Here is a 24,705-nt window from a genome sequence, read left to right on the forward strand (position 1 = left end):
CACGAACCGACCGGCAGCCAGCCGGCCATTCCCAAGGAGCTCCAGTGGCCAAGCCTCCCGCCTCGACCCTCGACCACGTCGTCTCGCTGTGCAAGCGGCGCGGCTTCGTCTTCCCGTGCGGGGAGATCTACGGCGGCACCCGCTCCGCGTGGGACTACGGCCCGCTGGGCGTGGAGCTCAAGGAGAACATCAAGCGGCAGTGGTGGAAGTCCATGGTGACCGCGCGCGAGGACGTCGTCGGTCTCGACTCCAGCGTCATCCTGCCGACGCGCACCTGGGAGGCCAGCGGTCACCTGAGCACCTTCAGCGACCCGCTGACCGAGTGCCAGTCCTGCCACAAGCGGTTCCGTGAGGACCACCTGCAGGAGGACTTCGCGTCCAAGAAGGGGATCGAGGACCCCGACACGGTGGACATCAACGAGTCCGTGGCGTGCCCCAACTGCGGCACCCGCGGCGCGTGGACCGAGCCGCGCGAGTTCAACATGATGCTCAAGACCTACCTCGGGGTCATCGAGGACGCCTCCGGCATCCACTACCTGCGGCCCGAGACTGCGCAGGGCATCTTCCTGAACTTCCAGAACGTCGTGACCTCGAGCCGCAAGAAGCCGCCGTTCGGCATCGCCCAGATGGGCAAGTCGTTCCGCAACGAGATCACCCCCGGCAACTTCATCTTCCGGACCCGCGAGTTCGAGCAGATGGAGATGGAGTACTTCGTGAAGCCCGGCGAGGACGAGGAGCTCCACCAGTACTGGATCGACGAGCGGACCCGCTGGTACACCGACCTCGGCATCAGCCCCGACAACCTGCGGCACTACGAGCACCCCCAGGAGAAGCTCAGCCACTACTCCAAGCGGACCGTCGACATCGAGTTCCGCTTCGGGTTCTCGGGTCGCGACTTCGAGGAGCTCGAGGGCATCGCCAACCGCACCGACTTCGACCTCGCCCAGCACAGTCAGTTCTCCGGCCAGGACCTGTCGTACTTCGACCAGGCCACCAACGAGCGCTACACGCCGTACGTCATCGAGCCGGCGGCCGGCCTCACCCGCAGCCTGATGGCGTTCCTCATCGACGCCTACCAGGAGGACGAGGCGCCGAACACCAAGGGCGGCGTCGACAAGCGCACCGTCCTGCGCCTCGACCCGCGCCTGGCGCCGGTCAAGGTGGCCGTGCTGCCGCTGTCGCGCAACGCCGACCTCTCGCCGAAGGCGCGCGACCTCGCCACGGAGCTGCGCCGCAACTGGAACGTCGAGTTCGACGACTCCGGCGCGATCGGTCGCCGCTACCGCCGCCAGGACGAGATCGGCACGCCCTACTGCGTCACCGTCGACTTCGACACGCTCGACGACCACGCCGTCACCGTCCGCGAGCGGGACACGATGAAGCAGGAGCGGATCGGTCTCGACTCGATCACGTCCTACTTCGCCGAGCGTTTCGTCGGCTGCTGAGGGTTTCTCGTCGTGCACACTGCTCGCATGCTGCAGCCTGCCCGCACCCGCCGTGCGCTGACCGGCGCCGCACTCGCGGCGACGCTCGTCCTCGGCGCCTGCTCCGGAGGCGGTGACGAGCCGGAGGCCGCCGGCCCGGCCGACGCCTCGCCGTCGGCCGGGGAGACCTACCTTCCCGTGCCGGAGGAGGTGGAGCTGACCGCGCAGGGCAGCGAGCTCGAGGTCGGCGACACCGCGACGGTGGCCTGGCGACCCGACCAGCAGACCGTGGGCGCGCTCGACGTGAAGGTCACCCGGATGGAGCGGGCGAGCTTCAAGATGTTCGTCGGCTGGCAGATCACCGACGCGATCCGGGAGACCACGCCCTTCTTCGTGCACGCCGAGGTCACCAACGTCGGCGAGACCGACCTCGGGGGGCGCCGCGTGCCGCTCTACGGCGTCGACGGCGACAACCGGCTGCTCGAGGCGTCGACCTTCGCGAGCAGCTTCAAGGCGTGCGCGGGCGAGACCCTTCCCGGGAAGTTCCGCGCAGGCGCGTCGACGAAGGCCTGCCTCGTCTACCTCGCGCCCGACAACGGCGACCTGGTCGCGGCCAGCTTCCGGCCCACCGAGGACTTCGTGCCGATCACGTGGACCGGCGAGGTCACCAAGGCTGCCGGCGACTCCGCGAAGAAGAAGTCGGGCTCCGCGAAGGCGGCCGGCAAGTCCGACAAGAAGCCGGGCAAGAAGTCGGACGGCAAGCAGGGCTGACCCGGCGGGAGCCGCTGCGCGCCGCGGCTCCGTTTGGGAGCGGTGGGGTCTGTCGCCGACAATGGGGCGCATGCCCACCGCCCTGCCCACCTCGCTGACGCTCGGGTCGCTGCGCGTCGAGACGCCGGTCGTGCTCGCGCCGATGGCGGGGATCACGAACGCCGCCTACCGACGACTCTGTGCCGAGCAGGGCGCCGGGCTCTACGTCTGCGAGATGATCACCAGCCGCGGACTGGTGGAGCGCGACGAGACCACGCAGAAGATGCTGGTCTTCGACGACGCCGAGTCGGTCCGGTCGGTCCAGCTCTACGGCACCGACCCGACGTACGTCGGCAAGGCAACCGAGATCCTCTGCGGCGAGTACGGCGTCGCCCACGTGGACCTCAACTTCGGCTGCCCGGTCCCCAAGGTCACCCGCAAGGGCGGCGGCGGTGCCCTCCCGTGGAAGCGTGGGCTGCTCGCCGACATCCTCACCGCCGCGGTCTCGGCGGCCGCGCCGTACGACGTGCCGGTGACGATGAAGACCCGCAAGGGTCTCGACGACGACCACCTCACCTACCTGGACGCCGGCAGGATCGCCCAGGAGACCGGCGCCGCGGCCATCGCGCTGCACGGGCGCACCGTCGCGCAGGCCTACTCGGGCCAGGCCGACTGGGAGGCGATCGCCCGGCTGGTCGAGCACGTCGACATCCCCGTGCTCGGCAACGGCGACATCTGGGAGGCGGCCGACGCGGTGCGCATGGTCGAGCAGACCGGCGTCGCCGGCGTCGTGGTGGGGCGTGGCTGCCTCGGCCGGCCGTGGCTGTTCCGCGACCTCGCCGCCGCGTTCGCGGGCGAGGAGGTCGCGACCCTTCCCACGCTCGGGGAGGTGCGCACCATGATGCGCCGGCACGCCGAGCTGCTGAGCGAGCACATGGGGGAGGAGCGCGGCTGCAAGGAGTTCCGCAAACACGTCTCCTGGTACCTCAAGGGCTTCTCCGCCGGCGGCAAGCTGCGCCACTCGCTGGCCCTCGTCGACAGCCTCGCCGCGCTCGACGAGCTGCTCGCCGGTCTCGACGGCGACGAGCCGTTCCCGGTCGCCGAGCTCGGCACCCCGCGCGGCCGGCAGGGATCCCCGCGGCAGCGCGTCGTGCTGCCCGAGGGCTGGCTCGACGACACCGACGGCAGCGGCTGCCAGGTGCAGGAAGAGGCGCTGGAGATCACGGGCGGGTAACGGCCCGGTCACGAGCGGGTGACGGGAAACACCCCGCGTGGCGGCGGCCCGGATTTGCCCGCGGCGGGTGCCGGTGTGCTTTAGTCGTTGGCCGCGCGTCGGTTTGGGGGGACCGGGCGCTTCCCTTGTCAGCAACAGCAAAGGATCAGCGCTGTGGCCCACAACAGCCACAAGCGGGACACCGATGCCCGCCGTTTCCCCAAGGCCCAGTTCATCGCGGGCCCCCTCGCCTTCGTGGCGACGGCCTCCGCCGTCGGCCTCGGGGTCCTCGGGTCCGACTCCTCCGCCCAGGACGAGATCATCGCCAGCAACTCCGCCAGCGTCTACCAGACCGAGCGCGAGGAGCGGCAGGTCGTGACCCGGTCCGCCTCCCGCATGGACATGGCCGAGTACCGCGACATCCTCGACGAGTACATGGAGAAGGTCGCCACCAAGAAGGCGATCCGCAAGGCCGACACCAAGCTGTGGACGACCGCTCCGCTCAACCTCTGGAACGACCCGACCAAGAAGGCCAAGAAGGTCGGGCTCCTCGAGGAGGGCAAGAAGGTCCTCGTGACCGGTCGCCGCACCACCGACCGCGCCGAGGTCGTCGTCGACGGCAGGTCGCGCTGGGTCACCCTCGGCTACCTCTCGCAGGAGAAGCCGTCGGCGGAGGAGCCCGAGGAGGCCGAGCCCGCCGAGGTCGAGGCCGACGCGACCTGCACCAACGGGTCCTCCGTGCCGTCCGGCGTGAGCCCGAACGTCGTGGCCGTCCACCAGGCCGTCTGCGCCAACTTCCCCGAGCTCACCAGCTACGGCACCTTCCGCAGCGACGGTGAGCACTCGCAGGGCATCGCCATCGACATCATGGTCAGCGGCGAGCGTGGCTGGCAGGTCGCGGAGTTCATCAAGGCGAACTACCAGGAGCTCGGCGTCAGCTACCTCATCTACTCGCAGCAGATCTGGTCGGTCGACCGGGCCGGCGAGGGCTGGCGCTGGATGGAGGACCGTGGCTCCTCCACGGCCAACCACTACGACCACGTGCACGTGACCACGTACTGAGGAGCGAGCAGTGGCGGGTGAGGAACGAGCCCGCCGCGTCGCGAGCGAAGGTTGAGCAAGCCCGCGACCGAGGTCGCGAGGTCGCGCAAGGCGCGTCGAAACCCGGTGAGGTGCGCGCCCACAGTGAGTGGGGTTGTCGGGGGCGGCCAGTAAGGTCGCCCCCGATGACCATTCCGCCGGCCGCCCCCTCGGCCATCCCGCAGTACGCCGACGCGCAGCACCACGACGAGGCCTACGACCGGGCCGCGCGCGAGCGGATCGTCGCCGAGCCGCCCAAGCGGGTCGACGCGCCCGAGCGCACGCCGTTCGAGCGTGACCGGGCGCGGGTGGTCCACGCTGCGTCGTTCCGGCGGCTCGCGGCCAAGACCCAGGTCGTCGGGCCGCAGACCGACGACTTCGTGCGCAACCGGCTGACCCACAGCCTCGAGGTGGCCCAGGTCGGCCGCGACCTCGCCCGGGCGCTCGGCTGCCACCCCGACATCGTCGAGACCGCGGCGCTCGCCCACGACCTCGGCCACCCGCCGTTCGGGCACAACGGCGAGCGGGTGCTGGCCGAGCTGTCCGTCGACTGCGGCGGGTTCGAGGGCAACGCCCAGACGCTGCGGCTGCTGACCCGGCTGGAGTCCAAGACGGTCGACGACGAGGGCCGCTCGGTCGGACTCAACCTGACCCGGGCGACGCTCGACGCCTGCACCAAGTACCCCTGGTCCCACGACGAGGCCGAGGATCCCAACGGCGTCCACGCCGACGGGTCGCCGCGGGTGGTGCGCAAGTTCGGCGTCTACGGCGACGACCTGCGGGTCTTCCGGTGGCTGCGCGACGGCGTGCCCGGGCGGCGGCGCTGCCTCGAGGCGCAGGTGATGGATCTCGCCGACGACGTCGCCTACTCCGTCCACGACGTCGAGGACGGCATCGTCGCCGGCAGGATCGACCTGACCCGCCTCGACCGCGCGGCCGTGTGGCAGACCGTCCGCGACTGGTACCTCCCCGACGCCGCCGACGACCGGCTCGACGAGGTGCTCGAGGGGCTGCAGCAGCAGGGCAGCTGGCCGACCACGCCCTACGACCGCAGCCGGCGCAGCCTCGCGGCCCTGAAGAACCTCACCAGCGACCTCATCGGCCGGTTCTGCGGCGCGGTGCAGCACGCCACGTACGCGACGGGCGACGGGCCGTTCGTGCGGTATGCCGCCGACCTGGTCGTGCCGGAGACGACGAGGCTGGAGATGGCGGTGCTCAAGGGGATCGCCGCCCACTACGTGATGCGCGCCGACGACCGGGTCGCCGCGATGGTCCGCCAGCGCGAGCTGCTGGCCGAGCTCGTGGCGGCGCTGCTCGACCGCGGTCCGGACGGCCTCGACCGGCCGTTCGCCGACGACTGGGACGAGGCGGCGGACGACGCCGCCCGGCGCCGGGTCGTCATCGACCAGGTCGCCTCGCTCACCGACGCCAGCGCGGTCGCCCGGCACGCCCGGCTCGTCGGGGCCACGTCTTGATGGCGGCCCGGGGGACCGGCCCGGAAGCGGGGGAGCCGCTCGTCTGGCTGCCGTTCGACCCGGCCGACCTCGGCAGCCCGCCGGCCGGGCTGCGCTACGAGCAGGTCGACCCCACCCGCCACGTGCCCGACTCCTTCGCCGACGTCGCCTTCTACGTCACCCCCTACCTGCTCGGCCCCGAGGTGGCCGACGTGCTGCCCCGCATGCCGTCGCTGCGGGTGGTGCAGACGCTCACCGCGGGTGTCGACAACCTGCGCGGCCGCACTCCGGACGGGGTCGTGCTCTGCAGCGGCCGGGGCATCCACGACGCCTCCACCGCCGAGCTCGCGGTCACGCTGGTTCTTGCCTCGCTGCGCGGCGTCCCCGGCTTCGTCCGAGACCAGGACCGCGGCGTGTGGCGGCCGGGTTGGCACCCCGCGCTCGCCGACCGGCGGGTGCTGCTGGTCGGCCACGGTGCCGTGGGGGAGGCGATCGAGCGCCGGCTGGCGCCGTTCGAGGTCGAGGTGGTCCGGGTGGCGCGGACTGCCCGCGAGGGGGTGCACGCGCTCGACGAGCTCTCCGCGCTGCTGCCCGAGGTCGACGTGGTGGTGCTGGCGGTGCCGCTGACCGACGCGACGCGCGGCCTCGTCGATGCCGGCTTCCTGGCCGGGATGCGCGACGGTGCGCTGCTGGTCAACGTCGCCCGCGGCGCCGTCGTCGACACCGACGCCCTGCTGGCCGAGCTCCGGTCCGGCCGGATCAGCGCGGCCCTCGACGTCGTCGACCCGGAGCCGCTGCCGGCCGGCCACCCGCTGTGGGAGGCCCCCAACCTGCTGGTCTCGCCCCACGTGGGCGGCTCGAGCAGCGCGATGTGGCCGCGCGCCCACCGGCTGGTGCGCGAGCAGCTCGAGCGGTTCGCCGCCGGCGATCCGCTGCGCAACGTCGTCCCCGACCATCTCTGACGGCCGTCGACCGGCGCGGCCCCGCGAGTTGTGGAGCCCTCGCCCCGCGCTGGGTGCGCGGCCGTAGACTCCGCCGCGTGGCAGGCAGGATCCGCGATGACGACATCGCCGCAGTGCGCGACAAGGCGCGCATCGACGAGGTCGTCTCCTCCTACGTGACGCTGCGCAACGCCGGGGGCGGGTCGATGAAGGGCCTGTGCCCGTTCCACGACGAGAAGTCGCCGTCCTTCCACGTGACCCCGGCGCGCCAGTTCTACCACTGCCTGGCCGGGGAGACGCGCGTCCTGACCTGGGAGGGTGCTCGTCCGATCGCCGAGCTGGCCGGCGGGACGCACCGGATCCTGAACCACCAGGGACGCTGGGTGGAGGCGCCGTTCAAGTCCTACGGCGTCCAGCGCCTCCACAGGATCACCGTCACCCGGAACCGTCAGACGAAGGAGCTCTTCGCAACCGACGGTCACCGGTGGTTCGTTCGTTCGGGCAAGGACCATCGAAAGCGGCGGGAGGTCCTGACCACTGACCTCAAGGCGGGTGACCGTCTGGTCTCGCAGTTCGCCGCAAACCGGATCCAGCGCACGACACCTTCGCCCTTCGGCATCGCGCACGGATTCACCTACGGGGATGGGACGCGGTCCGGCACCGGGAGCCTGGCAAAGCTGTGCCCGCCCAAGGACATGGCGATGCTCAAGTGGTTCCCCAACAGCCACACGACGGAGACCGAGGGGAACCTCCTCGTCCACCACCTCCCGAGGTTCTTCAAGGAACTACCGCCGATCGACGAGTCGGTGTCCTACCTCTACGGATGGTTGGCGGGCTACTTCGCAGCCGACGGCTGCGTGGCCGCGGACGGAACCCTGATCCTCAACTCCGCCGATCGAGGGTCGCTCGAGTTCGTCCGAGACGTGTGCACGCGACTCGGCATCGCCACCTACGGCATCACGACGCAGTCACGAGTCGGCCTCGGCACGGAAGCCAGCGACCTGCACCGCGTCCACTTCGTGAACGAGGACCTCACCGAGGACTTCTTCCTGCTGGACAGGCACAGGGAGCGTTTCGTCGCGGCGGACAAGAAGTACTCGAGGCGCGGTTGGGTCGTGCGGTCCGTCGAGCCCTCCGAGCGAGTCGAGGAGGTCTACTGCGCCGAGGTGGAGGACGGTCACGCCTTCGCCCTGGAGGACAACATCCTCACGGGGAACTGCTTCGGCTGCGGGGAGGGCGGGGACGTCTTCACGTTCCTGATGAAGCTCGACGGCCTGTCGTTCGTCGAGGCCGTCGAGCGGCTGGCGGAGAAGTACGGCGTGCCGCTGCGCCGCGAGGACGGCGACGGCCGCGACGACCGGCCCAAGGGGCCGCAGCGGAGCCGCCTCGTGGAGGCCCACCGCGTCGCGCAGGAGTACTACGCCGACCGGCTCGGCGCGCCGGAGGCGCTCGAGGCGCGCAAGTTCCTCGCCGAGCGGGGCTTCGACCAGGCCGCCGCCGAGCACTTCGGGATCGGCTTCGCGCCGCGCGACGGTGACGCCCTCTTCAAGCACCTGCGCCAGAAGGGGTTCTCCCAGGAGGAGACGGTGGCCGGCGGGCTCGTCGCCATCGGCAGGTCGGCGTACGACCGGTTCCGCGGCCGGCTGCTGTGGCCGATCCGCGACGCCACCGGCGACACCATCGGCTTCGGCGCCCGGCGGATCTTCGACGACGACAAGATCGAGGCGAAGTACCTCAACACCCCCGAGACGCCGCTCTACAAGAAGAGCCAGGTGCTCTACGGCATCGACCTCGCGCGCCGTGACATGGCGCGCTCCTCGCAGGCCGTGGTCGTCGAGGGCTACACCGACGTGATGGCCTGCCACCTCGCCGGTGTCACCACCGCTGTCGCCACCTGCGGCACCGCCTTCGGCGACGACCACGCCCGCGTGCTGCGGCGCTTCCTCCACGACCACGAGGAGTTCCGCGGCGAAGTGATCTTCACCTTCGACGGCGACGCCGCGGGACAGAAGGCCGCGCTGCGCGCCTTCGAGGGGGACCAGAACTTCGTCTCGCAGACCTACGTCGCGGTCGAGCCGTCCGGGCTCGACCCGTGCGACCTGCGGATCCAGCAGGGCGACGCCGCCGTGCGCGAGCTGGTCGCCCGGCGGGTGCCGCTCTATCGCTTCGTGCTCGGCAACGTCATCGGCAAGTACGACCTCGACCGGGCCGACGGGCGCGTCGACGCGGTGCGCGAGGGTGCGCGCCTGGTGTCGAGCATCCGCGACAAGTCGAAGGTCGACGCCTTCGCCCGCGAGCTCGCCGGGATGGTCGGTGTCGACGTGGAGCAGGCCCGCAGCGAGGTGCGCCGGGCCGCGGCCCGGCCGGCCTCGACCCGCGGTGACCAGCGCGGTGACCAGCGCGGCGCCCGGCAGCCTGAGCCCGCCGCGCCGGCCGGCCAGCAGGCGCCCCGCCGACAGCTGCCCGACCTGCGCGACCCGCGGTTCCAGCTCGAGCGCGACGTCCTCAAGCTGGTCATCCAGCACCCCGGCGCCGCCTCGCGCGCGACCGGCGACGTCGGCCCCAACGACTTCACCCACCCCACCTACCGGGCGGTGTGGGAGCTCGTCGCCGCCGCGGGCGGTCCGGCCGCGGCCGCCGCGGACCCGGGCTGGGCCACGAAGCTCCGCGACGCCGCCGAGGACCCGGCCGTGTCGTCGGCGATCAGCGCCCTGGGTGTCGAGCCGCTGCGGACCTCGCGCGAGCCCGACCAGAGCTACGTCGCCGCCCACGTCTACCGGCTGCTCGAGCTCACCGCGATGCGACGGATTGCCGACCTCAAGTCCAAGCTGCAGCGCACCAACCCCGTGGAGCAGGCCGGCGACTACAACCGGATGTTCGGCGAGCTCGTCGCCCTCGAGCAGCACCGCCGCAACCTCCGCGAGCTCGCGGTGGGCGCCTCGTGAGGGCCGGGTGGCGCTCCCGCCGGACCGTGCCGGTCGCCCCGGGGGAGAAGGTCCTGGCGAGCGCCGAGACGGTCGACGGGCGGCTCGTCGCGGGGACCCGCGACGCGCTCTACCTGCCGCCGCCGGTCGCGGCGCCGTGCCCCGTCGAGGGTGCCTCGGGCCCGGCGCCGGTCCGGCTGCCGTGGGAGGAGGTGGAGTCCGCCGACTGGGACCAGGAAGCGTCCGTGCTGCGAGTCCGCGAGGTGGGCTCCTGGGGCGAGCACCGCGTCCAGCACGTCCTCGCGCTCGACCACTCCGGGCTCTTTCTGCAGCTCGTCCGCGAGCGGGTGACGGCGAGCGTCGTGCTCCAGCGGCACGTCCGCGTCGACGGCCGTCGCGGTCTGCGCGTGATCGCCCGGCGGGCGCCCCGCGGGGACCGGCCTATCGCCTGGTTCTACGAGTTCGACGAGGGCGTCGACCCCGCCGACCCCTTCGTCCGCCAGGTCGCCGAGGACGCGCTCACGGCCGCCCGCCAGGAGCTGGGCGAGCCCTGATGAGCCCGTGACGGGCACCGTGGCGCGGCCCGCTCGGGAGCGGGGACCTCGATTTTTACGTCGGCCCCTCGCTTGCTAAGGTTTCGCACGCGCGATCCCCTGTAGCTCAACTGGCAGAGCATTCGGCTGTTAACCGGAGGGTTGTTGGTTCGAGTCCAACCGGGGGAGCGATCGAGAGGCCCCGACCCGCACTGCGGGTCGGGGCCTCTTTGTTGTGTCGTGGGACGGGCTAGAAGGCCCCTCCGATGAGTCCGGACCGGTCGTACGGTCCTGACGTGTTGCCCGGGTGGTCCTTCCCGCAACGACGGCAGCGCAGGTAGGTCCTGCCGTCCTCGGTGCGCTCGGACCGCCAGGCGTGGTGGATGTTCAGGCGACATCCGAGCCGACGACCTGCCATGGCGGTCTCCATTCCTTCAGCAGCAGGATCCGCCCGTCAGGTCGTCGGCCGTCAGGCCTCTTTCGAAGCCTCAGCGGAGGCGGCAGTGGTTGACGGTGTCGGTGCCTTCGGCAGGCCGGCTGAGGGTGGCGCTGGCCGGCGGCCGGGCGCCGTCCTCGACCCACCGGGTCAGCTGCACGAACGCCGATCGGGCGCACGGCAGCAGCGGACGCACCCGGTCGCCGTACTCGGCGTACAGGCCGTCGACGTGGGTGCCGTCGGGGACCCGGTAGTAGCGGTGGAGCGCCGCCCGACCCCGCTCGCGGATCATCGGCCGGTAGACGTCGGAGTCGGTGCGGATCGGGAGCAGCGCGTCGAGGGTGCCGTGGAGGGTGAGCATCGGCCGGCGCACGTCGCCGGTGAGCGCGACCTTCGCCATCGCCTCCTGGGCGACCGGCCGGGACGCGTAGTCGTAGTCGGCGTCGCAGCTCGGGGTGCCGCTCTGGCAGAACGGCACGCCCGCCTCGAGCTCGCCGTCGTACGCCGGGTCGAACTCCTCGCGGTACAGCCGCTGCGTGAGGTCCCAGTAGACGCCGTAGTGGTACTCCCACGTGAACGCCGACTCCGGGTGGAAGCCTGCGTCGACCATCGCGTCGAAGGCCTCCTGGTCGCCGGTCGCGGCGTACGACGGGTAGTGGCGCAGGGCGTCGGGCAGGTAGGTGAGCAGGTTGGGGGCGTCGGCCTGGTAGAGCGTGCCCTCCCAGTCGATGCCGCCGTCGTAGAGCCGCGGCCGGTTCTCCAGCTGCCAGCGGACGAGGTAGCCGCCGTTGGAGATGCCCATCGCGTAGGTACGCCGCGGCTCGCGGCCGTAGCGCTGCGCCACGACCTGCTTCGTGGCGCGGGTCAGCTGGGTGACCCTGCGGTTCCACTCGGCGACGGCGTCGCCGGGCTGCTCGCCGTCCCGGTGGAAGCCGCTGCCGCTGTTGCCCTTGTCGGTCATCGCGTAGGCGTAGCCGCGGGCCAGCAGCCAGTCGCTGAAGAGGACGTCACCGGCGAACTGGGTGCGGGTCCCGGGTGCACCGCTGACCACGAGCCCGCGGTTCCAGTCGTCGGGGAGCCGGATCACGAACTGCGAGTCGTGGTTCCAGCCGAAGTGGGTGTTCGAGGTCGAGGTGTCCGGGAAGTACCCGTCGACCTGGATCCCCGGCACGTCGCTGGGGTTGCGGGTGCCCGGGGCGTGCAGCCCGGCCCAGTCGGCCGGGTCGGTGTGGCCGGTGGCGACCGTCGACGCGGTGGTGAGGTCGTCGAGGCAGGAGATCCGCTGCTGCGGGGCGCCCGGCACGTCGATCCGCCCCTGCCGGGCGCAGTGCCCGTCGTCGGACGCCTGGGCTGATGAGGGGGCCGGTGTGAGGGTGGACGAGAGGGCGGGCGAGGGGGCGGCGAGGAGCGTCGCGACCAGCGCCGAGATCGTGATCAGGACACGCATGCCGGCCATGCTCACCGGCTCCGGCCGGGAGGTCCATGTGGCCGAGCCCCACACCGGGTCGCTCGGTGTGGGGCTCGGCCACCTCGTGGGCGGATGCGCGGGCCGGTGCCTGAACCGTGAGCGTCAGGCGCGGGCAGCCTCGGGGGCGCCGTGGTGGCTGCCGAGGAGCTCCTCGATCTCGCGCACGGCGAGGTCGTCGGCGGTCTCCACCGCGATGACGTCGGCGATGGACGAGGCGCGGACCCGGTACGCCGGGTCGTCGAGCACCTCGCGCACCGCCGCGGCGATCTGCTCGGGCGCCGAGGCCGGGTCCAGCCGGACACCGGCGCCGCGGTGCACCACCCGGGCGGCGACGTCGTTCTGGTCGCGGCCCATCGGCAGGCAGACCAGCGGTATCCCGGCGGCCAGCGCCTTGATGGTCGTGCCGTGGCCGCAGTGGGTCACCACGACCGAGGCGTGCGGCAGCACCTCCCGGTGCGGTGCCAGCCGCAGCACCTGCACGTTCGCCGGCGCCGGCACCGACCCCGGGTCGACGGCGCGGCCGGTGGTCACCACGCCGCGCACGGGCAGTGTGCCCAGGGCGGCCGCGACGCGGGCGAGCGTGTCGGTCTGGTCCTGGAACTCGGTGCTCAGCGACACGAGCACCAGTGGCTCGTCACCGGGCTGCGGCGTCCAGCCGTCGGGCACCGCGTCGAGGTCGTCGAGCCGGGGCCCGACGTACCGCAGGAAGGGCGGGAGGGGGCCGGTGAAGTCGAAGGCGGAGCTCGTCAGCACCAGCACCCGGGCGGCGCTGCGGTACTGCTCGAGCACGTGCGCCAGCGGCGGCAGCCCCTGCTCCTCGCGGGCGCGGTTGAGGGCGGGAAGCGCCTCGTTCCAGGCGGCGGCACCCTGCTCGGCCACGGCCGCGTGGAGCTCCCGGTCCGCGTCGTCGACGGCCGGCAGGAAGCCCGGGCCGAACGGCGGCACGCCCTCGACCGGGAACATGTTGATCGTCGTGTTGAGCAGGGCCGCCGGGACCTCCGCGGCCTCGGCGGCGACGAGCGCCCCGAGCAGCAGGGTCTCGGCGAGCACGAGGTCCGGTGGCTCCCTCCAGATCTCCTCCCGCACGTCGGCGGCGAACGCGGCGGCCGGGCCGACGGCGAGGTTGTCGCGCATCCCGGCGAAGCCGTCCGGGCCGAGGTCGTCGATGAACCACGACGCCCGGTTGCGGTCGCGCCGGTGCGGGGCCCGGGTCCACGGCACGTGGCGTGCCCCGGCGGCGGTCGTCGCGCCGGCGAGCACGGGGTCGCCGATGACGCGGACGTCGTGACCGCGGCCGACGAGGGCGCGGGCGACGGACATCAGCGGGGGGACGCATCCCGCTCCGTCCCAGGCGGCGATCAGGATCTTGGAGCGCTTCATGGTGGTGCCTCTCTGGTGTGGTGGTGGGGTGAGGGGGGCGAGCAGCGCGAGCAGGTCCGGGAGGTGGTGTCGCATCGCGGCGGCTCATCGCAGGTGCAGCAGTCGTACGAGACGGCTCAGCGAGTCGGCGACCTCGGCGGGGCTCAGGTCCCGGTCGCGGCGCAGCAGCTTCCAGGCGTAGACGTCGGTCGCCACGACCAGCTGGCCGAGCCGCTGGTCCCGCTCGCGGCCTGACAGGCCCTCGAGCGCGTCGGCGAAGATCGTGGCCACCCAGCGCTCGTGCTCGCGCCGGCCCATCGCCAGCCACGGCTGGACGGTCGGCACGCGGTCCTCGACCGCGAGCATCCGGAGGGTCGCGTCACCGGTCGCCTCGTAGTCCTCGACGAGGACGGCGACCGCCTCGTCGACGTCGCCGGGGGAGACCTGGGCGCGACGCGAGTCGATGGCCGCGGTGAACCGGTCGAGCGCCGCGGCGCACAGGTCCTCCTTGGTCGCGAAGTGGTTGAGCACGGTCTGCTGGGAGACACCGGCCTCCGCGGCGATGCCGCGGATGGTCACGTCGTCGTACCACTGCGTCGTGAAGGCGTGCTCCGCGGCAGCGGCGATGCGCTCGCGGGTGGCGGCGGCGGCCGCGGCCCGCGTGTCCATTCGGTAGGGTCGTGTGCTAGTCATTAGGGCATTACTAAAACCAAATGTTGGTTCCTGGCACAAGAGGTTTGTCGGCACGAGCGCGGGTGGGCTGGACCGGCCGCCCCGGTCGGGCGGCTCTGGCAGGGTGGGGCCATGGACCGGCCGGAGCCGCGCGGGCGGGCCCCGCTGGGGCCGTGGACCGCGGGAGCGCTGGTGTTCGGCTCGTCCGGCGCCGTGCTCGTGGTGGAGCTCGCGTCGCTCCGCCTCCTCGCCCCCTACCTCGGTCTCACGCTGGAGACGAACACGCTCGTCATCGGCCTGGCGCTCACGGCCATCGCCGCGGGTGCCTGGTTCGGCGGGCGTGCCGCGGACCGGGTCTCCCCGCGGCGGACGCTGGGCCCCCTGCTCGCGGTCGCCGGAGGCGCCGTGGCGCTGATGCCGGGTGCCGTGCGGTCAGCGGGTGCGGCCGGCGACGGGTCGATGCTGCTGGGAGCCGCGACGCTCGCCATCGTGGTGCCGGCCTCGCTGCTGTCCGCGGTCACGCCGATGGTGATCAAGCTCCGGCTGGCCAGCCTCGACGAGACGGGCACCGTGGTGGGCCGGCTGTCCGGCATCGGCACGGTGGGCGCCATCGCCGGCACGGTGCTGACCGGGTTCGTGCTCATCTCGCTGGCTCCCGTGAGCACCATCCTGGTGGGCCTCGGCGTCCTGCTCGTCGCCTCGTCGGTGCTGGTCGACGTACGGGTGCGGGGCTGGCGCAGCCCGACGATCGCGGCCGGGGCGATCGCGGCCGGGGCGCTCGGGGCGGCGGCCGCTCCCGGTGGATGCGACATCGAGACCCGCTACCACTGCGCCGTGGTGCAGACCGACCCCGACCGGGAAACCGGTCGAGTGCTGGTCCTCGACGGGGTCCGGCACTCCTACGTCGACTTGGTCGACCCGACCCACCTCGACTTCGCCTACGTCCAGGCGATCGCCTCGCTCACCGACACGGCGTACGCCGAGGGTGCGGCGCTGCGCGCCTACCACCTCGGCGGCGGCGGGCTGACCCTCCCGCGCTACCTGCACGCAGTCCGCCCGGGGACCGACAGCCTGGTCTCCGAGATCGACCCGGGCGTGCTGGAGGCGGACGTCGAGCTGCTCGGGCTGGAGCAGGGGGACGGCCTCGAGGTGCGCGTCGAGGACGCCCGAACCGGGCTCCGTCGAGCCCCCTCGGCCAGCCGCGACCTGGTCGTCGGTGACGCCTTCGGCGGCGTCAGCATCCCCTTCCACCTCACGACGCGAGAGGCGCTGCAGGAGGTGCGGCGCGTGCTCACCGACGACGGGCTGTACGCCGCCAACCTCATCGACTACGGCCCGCTCGCGTTCGCGCGGGCCCAGGTCGCGACCCTGCGGGAGACCTTCGAGCACGTCGCGCTTGCGGCCCGGCCGGAGACCCTCTTCGGGGACCGCGGTGGGAACCTCGTCGCGGTCGCGGGTGCGCGGCCACTCGACACCGCGGCCTGGGCCGACCGGATGGCGGAGCGGGGGACCGGCTGGACGGTGATCGAGGGAGAGCGGCTCGACGACTGGGTGGAGGACGCGCCGGTGCTCCGCGACGACCACGCGCCGGTGGACCAGCTGCTCACGCCCTACCCCTGAGCGCCTTACCAGTGCGCGGCCGGGCCGAGCGTCTGCTACTCGCCCCAGCCCATGGGCAGCACCTCGAACGCCGCCGCCATGGGGACACCGAGCCGCTGGCCGGTCTGCCGCGCGAAGCCCTCGAGGAACTCGCGCGGGTCGAAGTCCTCCCAGCCGAGGCCCTCGATGTAGGCGGCATGGGCCCTCAGCGACTCCACGCCCGCCTCGAACGTGTCGGTCGTGTCGACCGCGTGCCCGGCCTGCGGGGAGCCGAACGCCCACACCGCCCGCACGCCGCCCCACGGCTCCAGCGGGCCGTCGAGCTGCTCGGGGAAGACCCAGCGGTTGCCGGCGTCGCGCACGGCGTCGAGCACGGCCCGGCCCACGGCGATGTGGTCCGCCTGGTTGAGGTTCCGGCCGCCCCAGGTGTCGCGGAAGTTGCCGGTCACGACGATGTCCGGACGGAAGCGCCGGACCACCTCGGCGAGCGTGCGGCGCAGCGGCACGCCGTACTCGAGGATGCCGTCGGGCAGCCCGAGGAACTCGACGTGGTCGACCCCGACGATGCGGGCCGACTCGACCTGCTCGGCCTCGCGCACGCGGCGGCACTCGTCGGGGTGCATGCCGTCGATGCCGGCCTCGCCGCTGGTCACCATGCAGTAGCCGACCTTCTTGCCCTGGCCGGTCCAGCGGGCGACGGCGGCGGCGGCGCCGAACTCCATGTCGTCGGGGTGCGCGACGATGCACAGCGCACGGGTCCAGTCCTCGGGCAGCGGGGTGAGGGGCTCGGGCTCCATCTCCCGAGCATGGCAGAAGCACCCGGCGCCCGGATGGGGCGGCGAAACCCGTTGCCGCGGCCGCCGCGGTCCGGTTGGGTGTGGCCATGGTCGAGATCGCGGGGGTCGACCCCTTCGACGAGCAGGCCCTGCGGGCCTGGTTCGACGCCGAGCAGGTCGCCTTCCACGCCGGGCGCCCGTATGCCTACTCCCGGACGTTCGAGGCGCTCGCCGCGGCGGTCCGCGACCCCGGCGAGTACGTGCGGCGTGACCTGGTCACGGCCCGCGACGGCGACGTCGTGGTCGGCACCGGCGAGCTCGAGCTGTCGCTGAACGACAACACGCACCTCGCCGAGGTGGCGGTCCACGTCGTGCCGGCGCGGCGCCGGGAAGGCATCGGCACCGCCCTGCTCGACCGGCTCGACGCGCTGCGACGCGAGGCGGGCAGGACCACGGTGATCGCCGAGCTCTTCGTCCCCGACGGCGCCGTGGGGCGGGCGGGTCTGGAGTTCGCGACGCGTGCGGGATTCGGCAGCGTCCACGTCGAGGACCACCTCGTGCTCGACCTTCCCGTGGCCGCCGACCGCCTGGCGGCGCGCCGGGCGGAGCTCGACGGTGCGGGTGCGGCGTACGAGGTCGTGACCTGGGGCGACCGCTGCCCGGCCGAGCTCAGGGCCGGCTACTGCCGCCTCAAGACCCAGATGGCCGACGACGTGCCGGTCGGCGAGCTGGACTGGGAGCCGATCGTCTACGACGAGTCCCGGCTGCGCTCCTTCGAGGAGCGGATGGTGAGGTCGTACCGCCAGGTCGTCGCCGCCGCCCGCGATGCAGATGGGGAGCTGGTGGGTCACAGCCAGGTGTTCCTGCCGCACGGCCAGCCCACGGCGATCCAGGGCGACACGCTGGTCATGCCCGCCCTCCGCGGCCACCGGCTCGGGACCCTGCTCAAGCTGGCGACGCTCGAGGTCGTGGCGCGCGAGCACCCGGACCGGACCGTGCTCCACACGTGGACCGACCCGGAGAACCACGCCATGCACCGCACCAACCTGCGCTTCGGCTACCGCGTCGTCGAGCAGATGCACGAGATGCAGCGGCGGGACTGACGTGCCGCACGCCGATCTGGGGGAGCGGCTGCCGAGCCGGACGCAGGAGTGGGCGAGCGCCGAGTGCGCCGCCGCGCTCGCCGAGTGGGTCGCCGGCGAGGTCGGCGACCTGGCCGTGCTGGAGCAGGTGAAGCTCCGTGTGTGGGCGTCGGTGTGGGCGGTGGAGACCGCGGACCGCCGGTTCTACCTCAAGCAGAACTGCGAGCTGCAGTCGTTCGAGGCCGCGCTCGTGCAGGCGCTGGGGGAGGTGGCGCCGGACCGGGTCGTGCCCGTGGCGGGCGCGGATCCGGACCGCGGGCTGCTGCTGACCCCCGACCAGGGGCAGGTCATGGCCGCCACCGTGGCGGACGACGACGTGGACGCGTGGTGCCGGGTCGCGGCCGCCGCGGCGGAGCTGCAGCGGGCGGTCGCGCCGCACCGGGACCGCCTCGAGTCGCTGGGCCTCACGACGCTGCCGCCCGCCGACGCCCCGGCGTACGTCGAGCGCCGGCTCGAGGAGCTCGTCGCGCTGCCGGCCGACGACCCGCGCCGGATGCCCCGCGAGCTGCACGACGCCGTGTGCGGGCGGCTGCTCGCCGTGCGCGACTGGGCGGAGCAGGTGGCCTCACTCGGGCTCCCGGTGACCCTCAACCACAACGACCTGCACGAGAACAACGTCTTCCACGTGGCCGACGAGCTGCGCTTCTTCGACTTCGCCGACTCGCTGCTCACCGAGCCGTTGGGCGTGCTGCTGATCCCGCTGAACGTGCTCGCGGGCCGGCTCGGGGCCGGTCCTGACGACCCGCGGCTGTGGCGGGTGGCAGATGCCGCGCTCGAGGTCTGGAGCGACCTCGCCCCCATGCCGGCGCTGCGCGCCGCGCTCCCGGCCGCCCTCCGCCTGGCCCGTCTGGGCAGGGTCGAGTGCTGGGCCCGCTGCTGCGCCTCGATGGACGACGCCGAGCTGGACGAGTGGGGCGGCGCGATCCCGCGCTGGCTCGCCGAGCTCGTGGCCGACTCGCCGGTCGGGTGACCGGGCCGAGGGGCCGGACCGTCAGTCGCGCTTGAGCTGTCCGCGGATCGCGCCCGCGGGGAAGGCCTCGTTGTGCACGTTGACGTAGTAGGCCTTCGGGTTCGCCTTGATGGCCGCGGCGAGCCCCGCGTCGATCGCCACGCAGTCCGAGACCGTGGCGCCGGAGCCGTCGCCCACGCTGAGGGGGATGACGACCGGGCCTGCCACGTGGCGCGGTGCCACGTGGACGTGTGCCGCCACGGCGGTGTCGATGCCTCGCCAGGACATCGAGTAGCAGAAGTCGGTGCCCGAGAGGCGGTAGCTGAAGAAGCCGTGCCCGTTGTTGTCACCGGGACCGGACTCCTGCGCCCCGGTCATGGGGATGGCCGGCGCGGCCGCCGCCGGTGCGGCGGCGAGGGTGAGCGAGAGCGCGGCAATGCCGCCGAGGGCGGCCAGGGACGTACGCATCGGAACCTCCAGTCGGACGTGACCCCTTTTCTGGTGTACCGCGGGTCGTGGGCCGGCGCCACGGTCGAAGGTCCGGGGACCCGGACCTTCGACCGGCGGGTCAGGGTCCGGTCTGGACGGGTCCCCCGGGGCCACCGACGATCCGGCGGTGCAGCTCCGTGGTGAGGACGTGGATCTCACGCGTCAGCTCGGTGTTGGTCCGCAGCTCGAGCTCGGACTCCTGGAAGTCGTGGTCGGCCTTGGCCTGCTGGAACGCCGCCTGTCTGTTCTGGCCGATCAGCACGAACGTCGACAGGAAGATCGCCTCCAGCGAGACCGCCAGCGTCAGCGTCGGCCATGGGCTCGCCTCCACCAGCAGCATCCACGTCGCGAACGCAACGGCGTGCAGGTAGACGAAGGTCATCGACCCCGCGAAGGCGGTGATGCGGTCGGCGAGCCGCAGTTGAAGATCTCCCGCGCGGTGCTCGAGCTGGGAGACGACGACCGGGTGGTGGCCCCGGGACTGTGTGGACATCGATGCCTCTCGATCCCCGGGGGTGGACGACACCGGGGTCCCACTGTCGCAGGACCTGGCCAGTGGAGGGGAGGGTTGAGCCGACTCGGGCGTTCGGTGGGGGACCCGTGACCCGGGACCACGAGTGACGGACAGGCTGCCCCGTCCGGACTGCCCCGTCGTGGTCAGGCGAGACCCCCGTCGTCGCGCGTAGCGTGGCTGGTGTCCACCTCCTCATCACAGGGATGTGTCATGAGCACCGAGACGCTGTCATGGGTCCGCGACTACCTCTCGAAAGTCGCCGCACACGACGTCGAGGGGGCGAGCAACTACCTCGCCGACGACCTCGTCGCGCACCTCCTCGGCAGGAGCAAGCTCGCAGGGGACTTCTCCCGGGACGGGCTGCAGGAGGTGATGCGCGAGATGTTCGGGTCGCTCGACGTGAAGATCGAGCCGATCGAGGTCATGGCTGGTGAGGACCACGCCGTCGCCGTGGTCCGGTCCACCGTCGACGTGGCCGGCACGACGTACGAGGGCTTGCGCACCGTGCTGTACCGCCTCTCGGACGGCCAGATCCACGAGATCTGGACGTTCGACGAGGACCAGCGCGCCTACGACGCCGCGGTCGACGCCGGACTCGGGTAGCACTCACCGGCCCTCGCCGCCGGCGCTCATCCGTTGGTAGGGCGGGTGGGGCTCGAACCCACGACCCAAGGATTATGAGTCCTCTGCTCTGACCGACTGAGCTACCGCCCCCGAACCGGGGCCGAGCCTAGCCGGGCTACGCCGTGACGCCCCCCCCGAGGGCCACGAGCGCCGCCGGGAGCCCGAGGGCGGCGGCGAGCAGGAGGCCCAGGGCCAGGTCGCTTCGTCCCGGCCGTGCCCCCGGCTGGCCGGAGAGAAGCGGCAGGGCCGCGACGGCCGCCGCAGTCGGGATCCACATCAGCCACCACGCGGCGGCGCCGATCCCGTCGAGGGCCCGCCAGGTCGCGCCCACGTTGAGCAGCGAGCCGAGGCCGACGGCGCAGCCCAGCGCCACGTGCACCGGGCCGCGGGGCTTCCCGTCGCCGCCGAGAAGTCCCCAGACCAGCAGCAGCGCCACTGTCGGGAGCAGGAGCGCCGCACTGACGAGTGCGGCGACGACGAGGGCCGTGGACACGGCGGCACCCTAGGGCTGACTCGTCGACGGTGCACCCGGATTGCGGAGAGGACCCGCGGGCGACGTCGGCGGTGGTCGTGACTCCGGGTCCGGTCCCTCGTTGCAGGGGCGGCTGGGGAGTCCAGCCTTCTCATCTCGGAGGAGAAACCCATGCGCGTGCGTCACACCGTCCTGGCGGCCCTGTCAGCAGTGGCCCTGACCATCCCGCTCTCGTCCTCGGCCACCGCCGTCGAGGAGGTCGCCGGCACACCCGAGGCGCCGCGCTTCGTCGAGCTCAGCGCCCCTCAGCCCGACTGGTACACCTCGCAGCTGCACGAGCGGGTCATGGCGGCGGCCGAGCGTGGCGAGTCCGTGCCGCTGCCGGAGGGCGTGGACTTCCCGACCAGCGGCCTCGCCTTCACGGGCATCCGCCCCGGCGCGTGGATCATCGCCCCGTCCGGTTGCACCACGAACTTCGTCTTCGGCAGCGCCAGCAACTACTTCATCGGCACCGCCGGCCACTGCACCGAGGTCGGCGACGAGGTCACGCTCGTCGCGGCGCCCGGGGTGCTGATGAACATCGGCACCACGGTGAAGAGCGTCGACCAGGGTGTCGGCAACGACTTCGCGCTCATCGACGTCCGCCCGGAGATGGAGCAGTACGTCAACCCGTCCATGGCCTACTTCGGCGGCCCGACCGGCGCCGGCTCCCCGCAGCCGGGCGCCGTCGTCGAGCACTCAGGCCACGGTCTCGTCGTCGGCACCGGGGGTACGCCGCGGGCCGGCGTGGTCGTCTACCGCGGCAAAGGCGACGGTGGTGACGCCTTCGCCTGGGCCGGCGCCGCCTCGCCGGGTGACTCCGGGTCCGCCGTCCGGCTCGCCAACGGCCAGGCGGCCGGTGACCTGACCCACCTCGTGGTCGGCGGCGAGTACCTCCCCGGCGACGTGGCCGGTACGACGATCGCCCGCATGCTGCAGATCGCCGGGAAGCCGCTGGCCACCGCGCCGAACCTGCCCGACCCGACCTCCTGAGCCCGAGCGGGTCGTCCTTTCGGCCGGTACGCCGGAGGCCGCGGGTCCCTACGCTGGTGGCGTGATGGGTCACCAGTTCCGCAGCGCACTGGGCGGCGCCCTCGCCATGCCCCGGGCGCCGTCGCCGCCCGCACGGGTGTGGCGGGACTGGCTGCTGGTCGCCGGTGCCGCGACCGCGGTGGTGCTGGAGGTGGCCCTCCGGGGCGACCTGCCGTTGCGGTGGCTCTCCCTGCTCCTCGGGCTGGCGCTGCTGCCCGCGACGCTGTGGCGGCGGACCCGGCCGCTGGCGGCGGTGGCCGTCGTCTTCGGCTCCGTCCTCCTCGTGGAGGTGGCGCTCGCGGTGACGGGCCGGCCGCCGCTGGGGCTGGTGTCGATGGTCTACGTGCTGGTGATGCCCTACGCCCTGGCGCGCTGGGGCACCGGCCGAGAAGTGGCAGCGGGGCTCGGCATCGTCCTCGCCGCCGCCGGGGTGGCCATGCTGGTCGACTGGACGGGTCTTGCCGACGCGGTGGGGGGCATGGCCGTGCTGACCACCGCTGTGGTGCTGGGCGCCCAGATGCGCGCGGTGTCGACGGCGCGCCGACGCCGGATCGAGCGGGTGAGGGCCGACGAACGCGTTCAGCTGGCCCGCGAGCTCCATGACACCGTCGCCCACCATGTGTCGGCGATGGCCATCCAGGCGCAGGCGGGGCGGGCCCTGGCCGACCGCGACCCGGGCTCCGCCGTCGAGGCGCTGCGCGTCATCGAGGAGGAGGCGTCGCGCACGCTGGACGAGATGCGGTCGATGGTGCGCGTGCTGCGCGGCCCGGGCCGCCGCGGCAGCCCAGCGCCTGCCGAGTACGCCCCGCAGCCCGGGGTCGCCGACCTGCACGGCCTGGCCACCTCCGCCGGCCGGGGGCCCGGGCCGGCCGTGGCCGTCGCGCTCTCGGGCGACCTCGACCGGCTGCCGGCGGCGCTGGACACGGCGCTCTACCGGATGGCGCAGGAGGCGGTCACCAACGCGCTGCGCCACGCGCGCGGCGCGGGCCGGGTCGACGTCGAGGTCCTCGGGAACGCCACGGCGGTCGAGCTGCGGGTGCGCGACGACGGCGAGCCCGCGCCACCGCGGGACCGCCGGCGCCCGGACGGTCTGCCCGGCGTCGACGGCTTCGGGCTGACCGGCATGGCCGAGCGGGCGGCGCTGCTGGGGGGCACCTTCGCCGCCGGGCCCGGACCGGACCGCGGCTGGCTCGTCGCTGTCCGGTTGCCGAGGGAGGTGCCGGCGTGACGATCCGCGTGCTCGTCGCCGACGACCAGGACCTGGTGCGCACCGGCCTCCGGCTGATCCTCGGCACCCTCGACGGCATCGAGGTGGTGGGCGAGGCCGCCGACGGCCGGGAGGCGGTGCGGCTGGCGCGCGAGCTGCGGCCCGACGTGTGCCTGATGGACATCCGGATGCCGGTGCTGGACGGGGTCGAGGCGACCCGGCTGCTGGCCGGCCCGGACGTGCCCGAGCCGGTCGCGGTCGTCGTCATCACGACCTTCGACCTCGACGAGTACGTCCACGGCGCGCTGCAGGCGGGAGCCAGTGGCTTCCTCCTCAAGGACGCCGGCCCCGACCTGCTCGGGGAGGCGATCCGGGCCGCGGCGCACGGCGACGCGCTGATCTCGCCGCGGATCACGCGGCGGCTCCTGGCCGGCCTGGCCGGCGCCGCCTCGCCGGTCGCGCAGCCGGTGGAGCCGCTCACGGACCGGGAGGAGGAGGTGCTGGCCACCGTGGCCCGCGGGCGCACGAACGCCGAGATCGCCGCCGACCTCCACATCAGCCTCAGCACCGTCAAGACGCACCTCGCCAGCCTGATGGCGAAACTGGGCGCCCGGAACCGCGTCGAGATCGCGATGTGGGCCTACGAGACCGGCCGGGTGCGGGACTGAGCCGGGGCCTCCGCCACCTCGAGCAGCCGCAGCGACGCGAAGAGGACGAGGGCTGCCGTCCCCGTTACGAAGCAGAGTCCGGCGAGCACCGCCACCGCCTGCCCCAGCGCCGCGTCGCGCACCCCGGAGGCGGCGTCGAGGACGAGCGCCAGCCCGAGGCCGAGCACCAGCGTCCCGACCGCTGTCGGCAGGAACCAGCGGGCCCGGCTCGACGGCGGCTCGGGCTCGCCTGTCGGCGGGGTGCCGAAGGCCACGACCGTGGCCGCGGCCGCAGCCGTCCACGCGCCGACAACGAGGAAAGCGGCCACCGAGTCGCTGGGCCGGTGCCAGCCGGCGAACAGCGTCGCCATGGCGGCGAGCACGGAGGCGACGCCGCCGGCGACCGCGACCGGGAGGCGCAGCCGGTGGGGGAGCACGAAGACCACCGCGGCCACTGCCGAGAAGGCGGCCGTGGTGTGGCCGCTGGGCAGGCTGTTGAGGGTGGCGGGGGTGTACTCCGTGAGGCCGAGGTCCGGGCGGGTGAGCAGGTGCTCCTTGAGGAGCCAGGTGGTGCCGTTGGCCCCGAACATCAGCCCGAGTGCGGCGAGGCCGGGGACGCGGGCCAGCCGAAGCAGCGCGATCGTGGCCACCACGGCGAGGGCGCCCAGCAGCATGGCGACCGAGACGACGTCGAGCACTGCGTCGACCGTGTCCGTCACGGCGGAGCGGGTGAGCAGCCCGCCGCGCAGCGCTGCATCACCGAACTCGCGGCCGTTGACGGTGCGGACGGCGACCCAGTAGACGAGGCCGAGCAGCACGGCGTACGCGAGGACCGCGCCGCTGAGCGCCGCGAGCCGGCGGCGCAGGCGCGGGTCGTCGGTCACGCGTCCATGGTGCCCGGCCCGGCTACTCCCCGTCGATGGGGTCGATGGGCAGGCCGCGCCCGGGCCCGGTGAACAGG

23 protein-coding genes and 2 tRNA genes are annotated in these 24,705 nt (G+C 73.1%); 16 read left to right on the forward strand and 9 right to left on the reverse strand.

The window, feature by feature from the left end; genetic code table 11:
* The first annotated feature begins 44 nt into the window (after positions 1-44).
* The 9 genes from ACFP2E_RS09180 to ACFP2E_RS09220 all read left to right on the forward strand — a co-directional run bounded on the left by ACFP2E_RS09180 (position 45) and on the right by ACFP2E_RS09220 (position 10,508).
* The gene (locus ACFP2E_RS09180; protein ID WP_378523330.1) at positions 45-1,445 is read left to right on the forward strand and encodes a glycine--tRNA ligase; all 1,401 of its coding nucleotides are present in this window, start codon (positions 45-47) and stop codon (positions 1,443-1,445) included.
* 27 nt (positions 1,446-1,472) lie between these two features.
* Positions 1,473-2,195, forward strand: coding sequence for a hypothetical protein (locus tag ACFP2E_RS09185; protein ID WP_378523331.1), 723 nt, complete (start codon positions 1,473-1,475; stop codon positions 2,193-2,195).
* 61 nt (positions 2,196-2,256) lie between these two features.
* Positions 2,257-3,408, forward strand: a complete 1,152-nt coding sequence (dusB, locus tag ACFP2E_RS09190) for a tRNA dihydrouridine synthase DusB (protein WP_378523332.1) — start codon at positions 2,257-2,259, stop codon at positions 3,406-3,408.
* Positions 3,409-3,561: 153 nt separating this feature from the next.
* Positions 3,562-4,449 (forward strand): hypothetical protein, encoded by an 888-nt coding sequence (locus ACFP2E_RS09195; RefSeq protein WP_378523333.1) that lies wholly within the window; start codon positions 3,562-3,564, stop codon positions 4,447-4,449.
* Between the two features lie 164 nt (positions 4,450-4,613).
* The gene (locus ACFP2E_RS09200; RefSeq protein ID WP_378523334.1) at positions 4,614-5,942 is read left to right on the forward strand and encodes a deoxyguanosinetriphosphate triphosphohydrolase; all 1,329 of its coding nucleotides are present in this window, start codon (positions 4,614-4,616) and stop codon (positions 5,940-5,942) included.
* Positions 5,942-6,883, forward strand: coding sequence for a 2-hydroxyacid dehydrogenase (locus tag ACFP2E_RS09205; RefSeq protein ID WP_378523335.1), 942 nt, complete (start codon positions 5,942-5,944; stop codon positions 6,881-6,883). The genes ACFP2E_RS09200 and ACFP2E_RS09205 overlap by 1 nt, the downstream gene beginning before the upstream one ends.
* 77 nt (positions 6,884-6,960) lie before the next feature.
* Positions 6,961-9,807 (forward strand): DNA primase, encoded by a 2,847-nt coding sequence (dnaG, locus tag ACFP2E_RS09210; protein ID WP_378523336.1) that lies wholly within the window; start codon positions 6,961-6,963, stop codon positions 9,805-9,807.
* 26 nt (positions 9,808-9,833) lie between these two features.
* Positions 9,834-10,340 (forward strand): hypothetical protein, encoded by a 507-nt coding sequence (locus ACFP2E_RS09215; protein WP_378523337.1) that lies wholly within the window; start codon positions 9,834-9,836, stop codon positions 10,338-10,340.
* Positions 10,341-10,435: 95 nt separating this feature from the next.
* A tRNA-Asn gene (locus ACFP2E_RS09220) sits at positions 10,436-10,508 on the forward strand.
* A 299-nt stretch (positions 10,509-10,807) separates the two neighbouring features.
* Here the strand turns inward: ACFP2E_RS09220 and ACFP2E_RS09225 are convergent.
* From ACFP2E_RS09225 to ACFP2E_RS09235, 3 genes are all read right to left on the reverse strand, one after another.
* A complete protein-coding gene (locus ACFP2E_RS09225; protein WP_378523339.1) occupies positions 10,808-12,202 on the reverse strand; it encodes a tannase/feruloyl esterase family alpha/beta hydrolase in 1,395 nt (464 codons plus the stop codon).
* A 123-nt stretch (positions 12,203-12,325) separates the two neighbouring features.
* The gene (locus ACFP2E_RS09230) at positions 12,326-13,678 is read right to left on the reverse strand and encodes a nucleotide disphospho-sugar-binding domain-containing protein (protein ID WP_378523340.1); all 1,353 of its coding nucleotides are present in this window, start codon (positions 13,676-13,678) and stop codon (positions 12,326-12,328) included.
* 9 nt (positions 13,679-13,687) lie between these two features.
* Positions 13,688-14,251: a TetR/AcrR family transcriptional regulator gene (locus ACFP2E_RS09235; protein ID WP_378523341.1), complete on the reverse strand. Its 564-nt coding sequence runs from the start codon at positions 14,249-14,251 to the stop codon at positions 13,688-13,690.
* 135 nt (positions 14,252-14,386) lie between these two features.
* On the opposite strand from ACFP2E_RS09235, the gene ACFP2E_RS09240 reads away from it, so the two are divergent.
* A complete protein-coding gene (locus tag ACFP2E_RS09240; RefSeq protein ID WP_378523342.1) occupies positions 14,387-15,874 on the forward strand; it encodes a fused MFS/spermidine synthase in 1,488 nt (495 codons plus the stop codon).
* A 35-nt stretch (positions 15,875-15,909) separates the two neighbouring features.
* Here the strand turns inward: ACFP2E_RS09240 and ACFP2E_RS09245 are convergent, their stop codons facing one another.
* Positions 15,910-16,650: a PIG-L deacetylase family protein gene (locus tag ACFP2E_RS09245; RefSeq protein ID WP_378523343.1), complete on the reverse strand. Its 741-nt coding sequence runs from the start codon at positions 16,648-16,650 to the stop codon at positions 15,910-15,912.
* Positions 16,651-16,736: 86 nt separating this feature from the next.
* Between ACFP2E_RS09245 and ACFP2E_RS09250 the strand changes: the two genes are divergently transcribed.
* Both ACFP2E_RS09250 and ACFP2E_RS09255 read left to right on the forward strand, forming a co-directional pair.
* Positions 16,737-17,732: a GNAT family N-acetyltransferase gene (locus ACFP2E_RS09250; protein WP_378523344.1), complete on the forward strand. Its 996-nt coding sequence runs from the start codon at positions 16,737-16,739 to the stop codon at positions 17,730-17,732.
* Between the two features lies 1 nt (position 17,733).
* A complete protein-coding gene (locus tag ACFP2E_RS09255; RefSeq protein WP_378523345.1) occupies positions 17,734-18,741 on the forward strand; it encodes a hypothetical protein in 1,008 nt (335 codons plus the stop codon).
* 21 nt (positions 18,742-18,762) lie between these two features.
* Here ACFP2E_RS09255 and ACFP2E_RS09260 read toward each other — a convergent pair whose 3' ends face one another.
* Together ACFP2E_RS09260 and ACFP2E_RS09265 are read right to left on the reverse strand one after the other, a co-directional pair.
* Entirely contained in the window at positions 18,763-19,188 is a 426-nt protein-coding gene (locus ACFP2E_RS09260; protein ID WP_378523346.1) for a CHRD domain-containing protein, read from the reverse strand.
* Positions 19,189-19,288: 100 nt separating this feature from the next.
* Positions 19,289-19,702, reverse strand: coding sequence for a DUF1003 domain-containing protein (locus ACFP2E_RS09265; protein ID WP_378523347.1), 414 nt, complete (start codon positions 19,700-19,702; stop codon positions 19,289-19,291).
* A gap of 231 nt (positions 19,703-19,933) precedes the next feature.
* Here ACFP2E_RS09265 and ACFP2E_RS09270 point away from each other — a divergent pair, with 231 nt between their 5' ends.
* Positions 19,934-20,326, forward strand: a complete 393-nt coding sequence (locus ACFP2E_RS09270; RefSeq protein WP_378523348.1) for a nuclear transport factor 2 family protein — start codon at positions 19,934-19,936, stop codon at positions 20,324-20,326.
* Positions 20,327-20,360: 34 nt separating this feature from the next.
* Here ACFP2E_RS09270 and ACFP2E_RS09275 read toward each other — a convergent pair.
* Together ACFP2E_RS09275 and ACFP2E_RS09280 are read right to left on the reverse strand one after the other, a co-directional pair.
* Positions 20,361-20,437: transfer RNA gene (locus ACFP2E_RS09275), tRNA-Ile, on the reverse strand.
* A gap of 25 nt (positions 20,438-20,462) precedes the next feature.
* On the reverse strand, positions 20,463-20,840 hold the full coding sequence (locus ACFP2E_RS09280; RefSeq protein ID WP_378523349.1) for a hypothetical protein: 378 nt from the start codon (positions 20,838-20,840) through the stop codon (positions 20,463-20,465).
* Positions 20,841-20,990: 150 nt separating this feature from the next.
* On the opposite strand from ACFP2E_RS09280, the gene ACFP2E_RS09285 reads away from it, so the two are divergent.
* The 3 genes from ACFP2E_RS09285 to ACFP2E_RS09295 all read left to right on the forward strand — a co-directional run bounded on the left by ACFP2E_RS09285 (position 20,991) and on the right by ACFP2E_RS09295 (position 23,765).
* Positions 20,991-21,851: a hypothetical protein gene (locus ACFP2E_RS09285; protein WP_378523350.1), complete on the forward strand. Its 861-nt coding sequence runs from the start codon at positions 20,991-20,993 to the stop codon at positions 21,849-21,851.
* Between the two features lie 64 nt (positions 21,852-21,915).
* Positions 21,916-23,118 (forward strand): sensor histidine kinase, encoded by a 1,203-nt coding sequence (locus ACFP2E_RS09290; RefSeq protein ID WP_378523439.1) that lies wholly within the window; start codon positions 21,916-21,918, stop codon positions 23,116-23,118.
* On the forward strand, positions 23,115-23,765 hold the full coding sequence (locus ACFP2E_RS09295; RefSeq protein WP_378523351.1) for a response regulator: 651 nt from the start codon (positions 23,115-23,117) through the stop codon (positions 23,763-23,765). Before ACFP2E_RS09290 ends, ACFP2E_RS09295 begins: the two co-directional genes overlap by 4 nt.
* Here ACFP2E_RS09295 and ACFP2E_RS09300 read toward each other — a convergent pair.
* Positions 23,738-24,628: a phosphatase PAP2 family protein gene (locus ACFP2E_RS09300; protein ID WP_378523352.1), complete on the reverse strand. Its 891-nt coding sequence runs from the start codon at positions 24,626-24,628 to the stop codon at positions 23,738-23,740. The genes ACFP2E_RS09295 and ACFP2E_RS09300 overlap by 28 nt on opposite strands.
* Between the last annotated feature and the right edge of the window lie 77 nt (positions 24,629-24,705).

Source organism: Nocardioides sp. GCM10027114 (assembly GCF_042659625.1).
Classification (GTDB): domain Bacteria; phylum Actinomycetota; class Actinomycetes; order Propionibacteriales; family Nocardioidaceae; genus Nocardioides.

What these genes read in the sequence shown, in the direction of transcription:
- ACFP2E_RS09185 (WP_378523331.1), top strand. Translation starts at nt 1,473, where the DNA reads ATGCTGCAGCCTGCCCGCACCCGCCGTGCGCTGACCGGCGCCGCACTC.
- dusB (WP_378523332.1), top strand. Translation starts at nt 2,257, where the DNA reads ATGGGGCGCATGCCCACCGCCCTGCCCACCTCGCTGACGCTCGGGTCG.
- ACFP2E_RS09200 (WP_378523334.1), top strand. Translation starts at nt 4,614, where the DNA reads ATGACCATTCCGCCGGCCGCCCCCTCGGCCATCCCGCAGTACGCCGAC.
- ACFP2E_RS09205 (WP_378523335.1), top strand. Translation starts at nt 5,942, where the DNA reads ATGGCGGCCCGGGGGACCGGCCCGGAAGCGGGGGAGCCGCTCGTCTGG.
- ACFP2E_RS09225 (WP_378523339.1), bottom strand. Translation starts at nt 12,202, where the DNA reads ATGCGTGTCCTGATCACGATCTCGGCGCTGGTCGCGACGCTCCTCGCC.
- ACFP2E_RS09230 (WP_378523340.1), bottom strand. Translation starts at nt 13,678, where the DNA reads ATGCGACACCACCTCCCGGACCTGCTCGCGCTGCTCGCCCCCCTCACC.
- ACFP2E_RS09235 (WP_378523341.1), bottom strand. Translation starts at nt 14,251, where the DNA reads ATGGACACGCGGGCCGCGGCCGCCGCCGCCACCCGCGAGCGCATCGCC.
- ACFP2E_RS09240 (WP_378523342.1), top strand. Translation starts at nt 14,387, where the DNA reads ATGGACCGGCCGGAGCCGCGCGGGCGGGCCCCGCTGGGGCCGTGGACC.
- ACFP2E_RS09245 (WP_378523343.1), bottom strand. Translation starts at nt 16,650, where the DNA reads ATGGAGCCCGAGCCCCTCACCCCGCTGCCCGAGGACTGGACCCGTGCG.
- ACFP2E_RS09250 (WP_378523344.1), top strand. Translation starts at nt 16,737, where the DNA reads ATGGTCGAGATCGCGGGGGTCGACCCCTTCGACGAGCAGGCCCTGCGG.
- ACFP2E_RS09260 (WP_378523346.1), bottom strand. Translation starts at nt 19,188, where the DNA reads ATGCGTACGTCCCTGGCCGCCCTCGGCGGCATTGCCGCGCTCTCGCTC.
- ACFP2E_RS09265 (WP_378523347.1), bottom strand. Translation starts at nt 19,702, where the DNA reads ATGTCCACACAGTCCCGGGGCCACCACCCGGTCGTCGTCTCCCAGCTC.
- ACFP2E_RS09270 (WP_378523348.1), top strand. Translation starts at nt 19,934, where the DNA reads ATGAGCACCGAGACGCTGTCATGGGTCCGCGACTACCTCTCGAAAGTC.
- ACFP2E_RS09285 (WP_378523350.1), top strand. Translation starts at nt 20,991, where the DNA reads ATGCGCGTGCGTCACACCGTCCTGGCGGCCCTGTCAGCAGTGGCCCTG.
- ACFP2E_RS09290 (WP_378523439.1), top strand. Translation starts at nt 21,916, where the DNA reads ATGGGTCACCAGTTCCGCAGCGCACTGGGCGGCGCCCTCGCCATGCCC.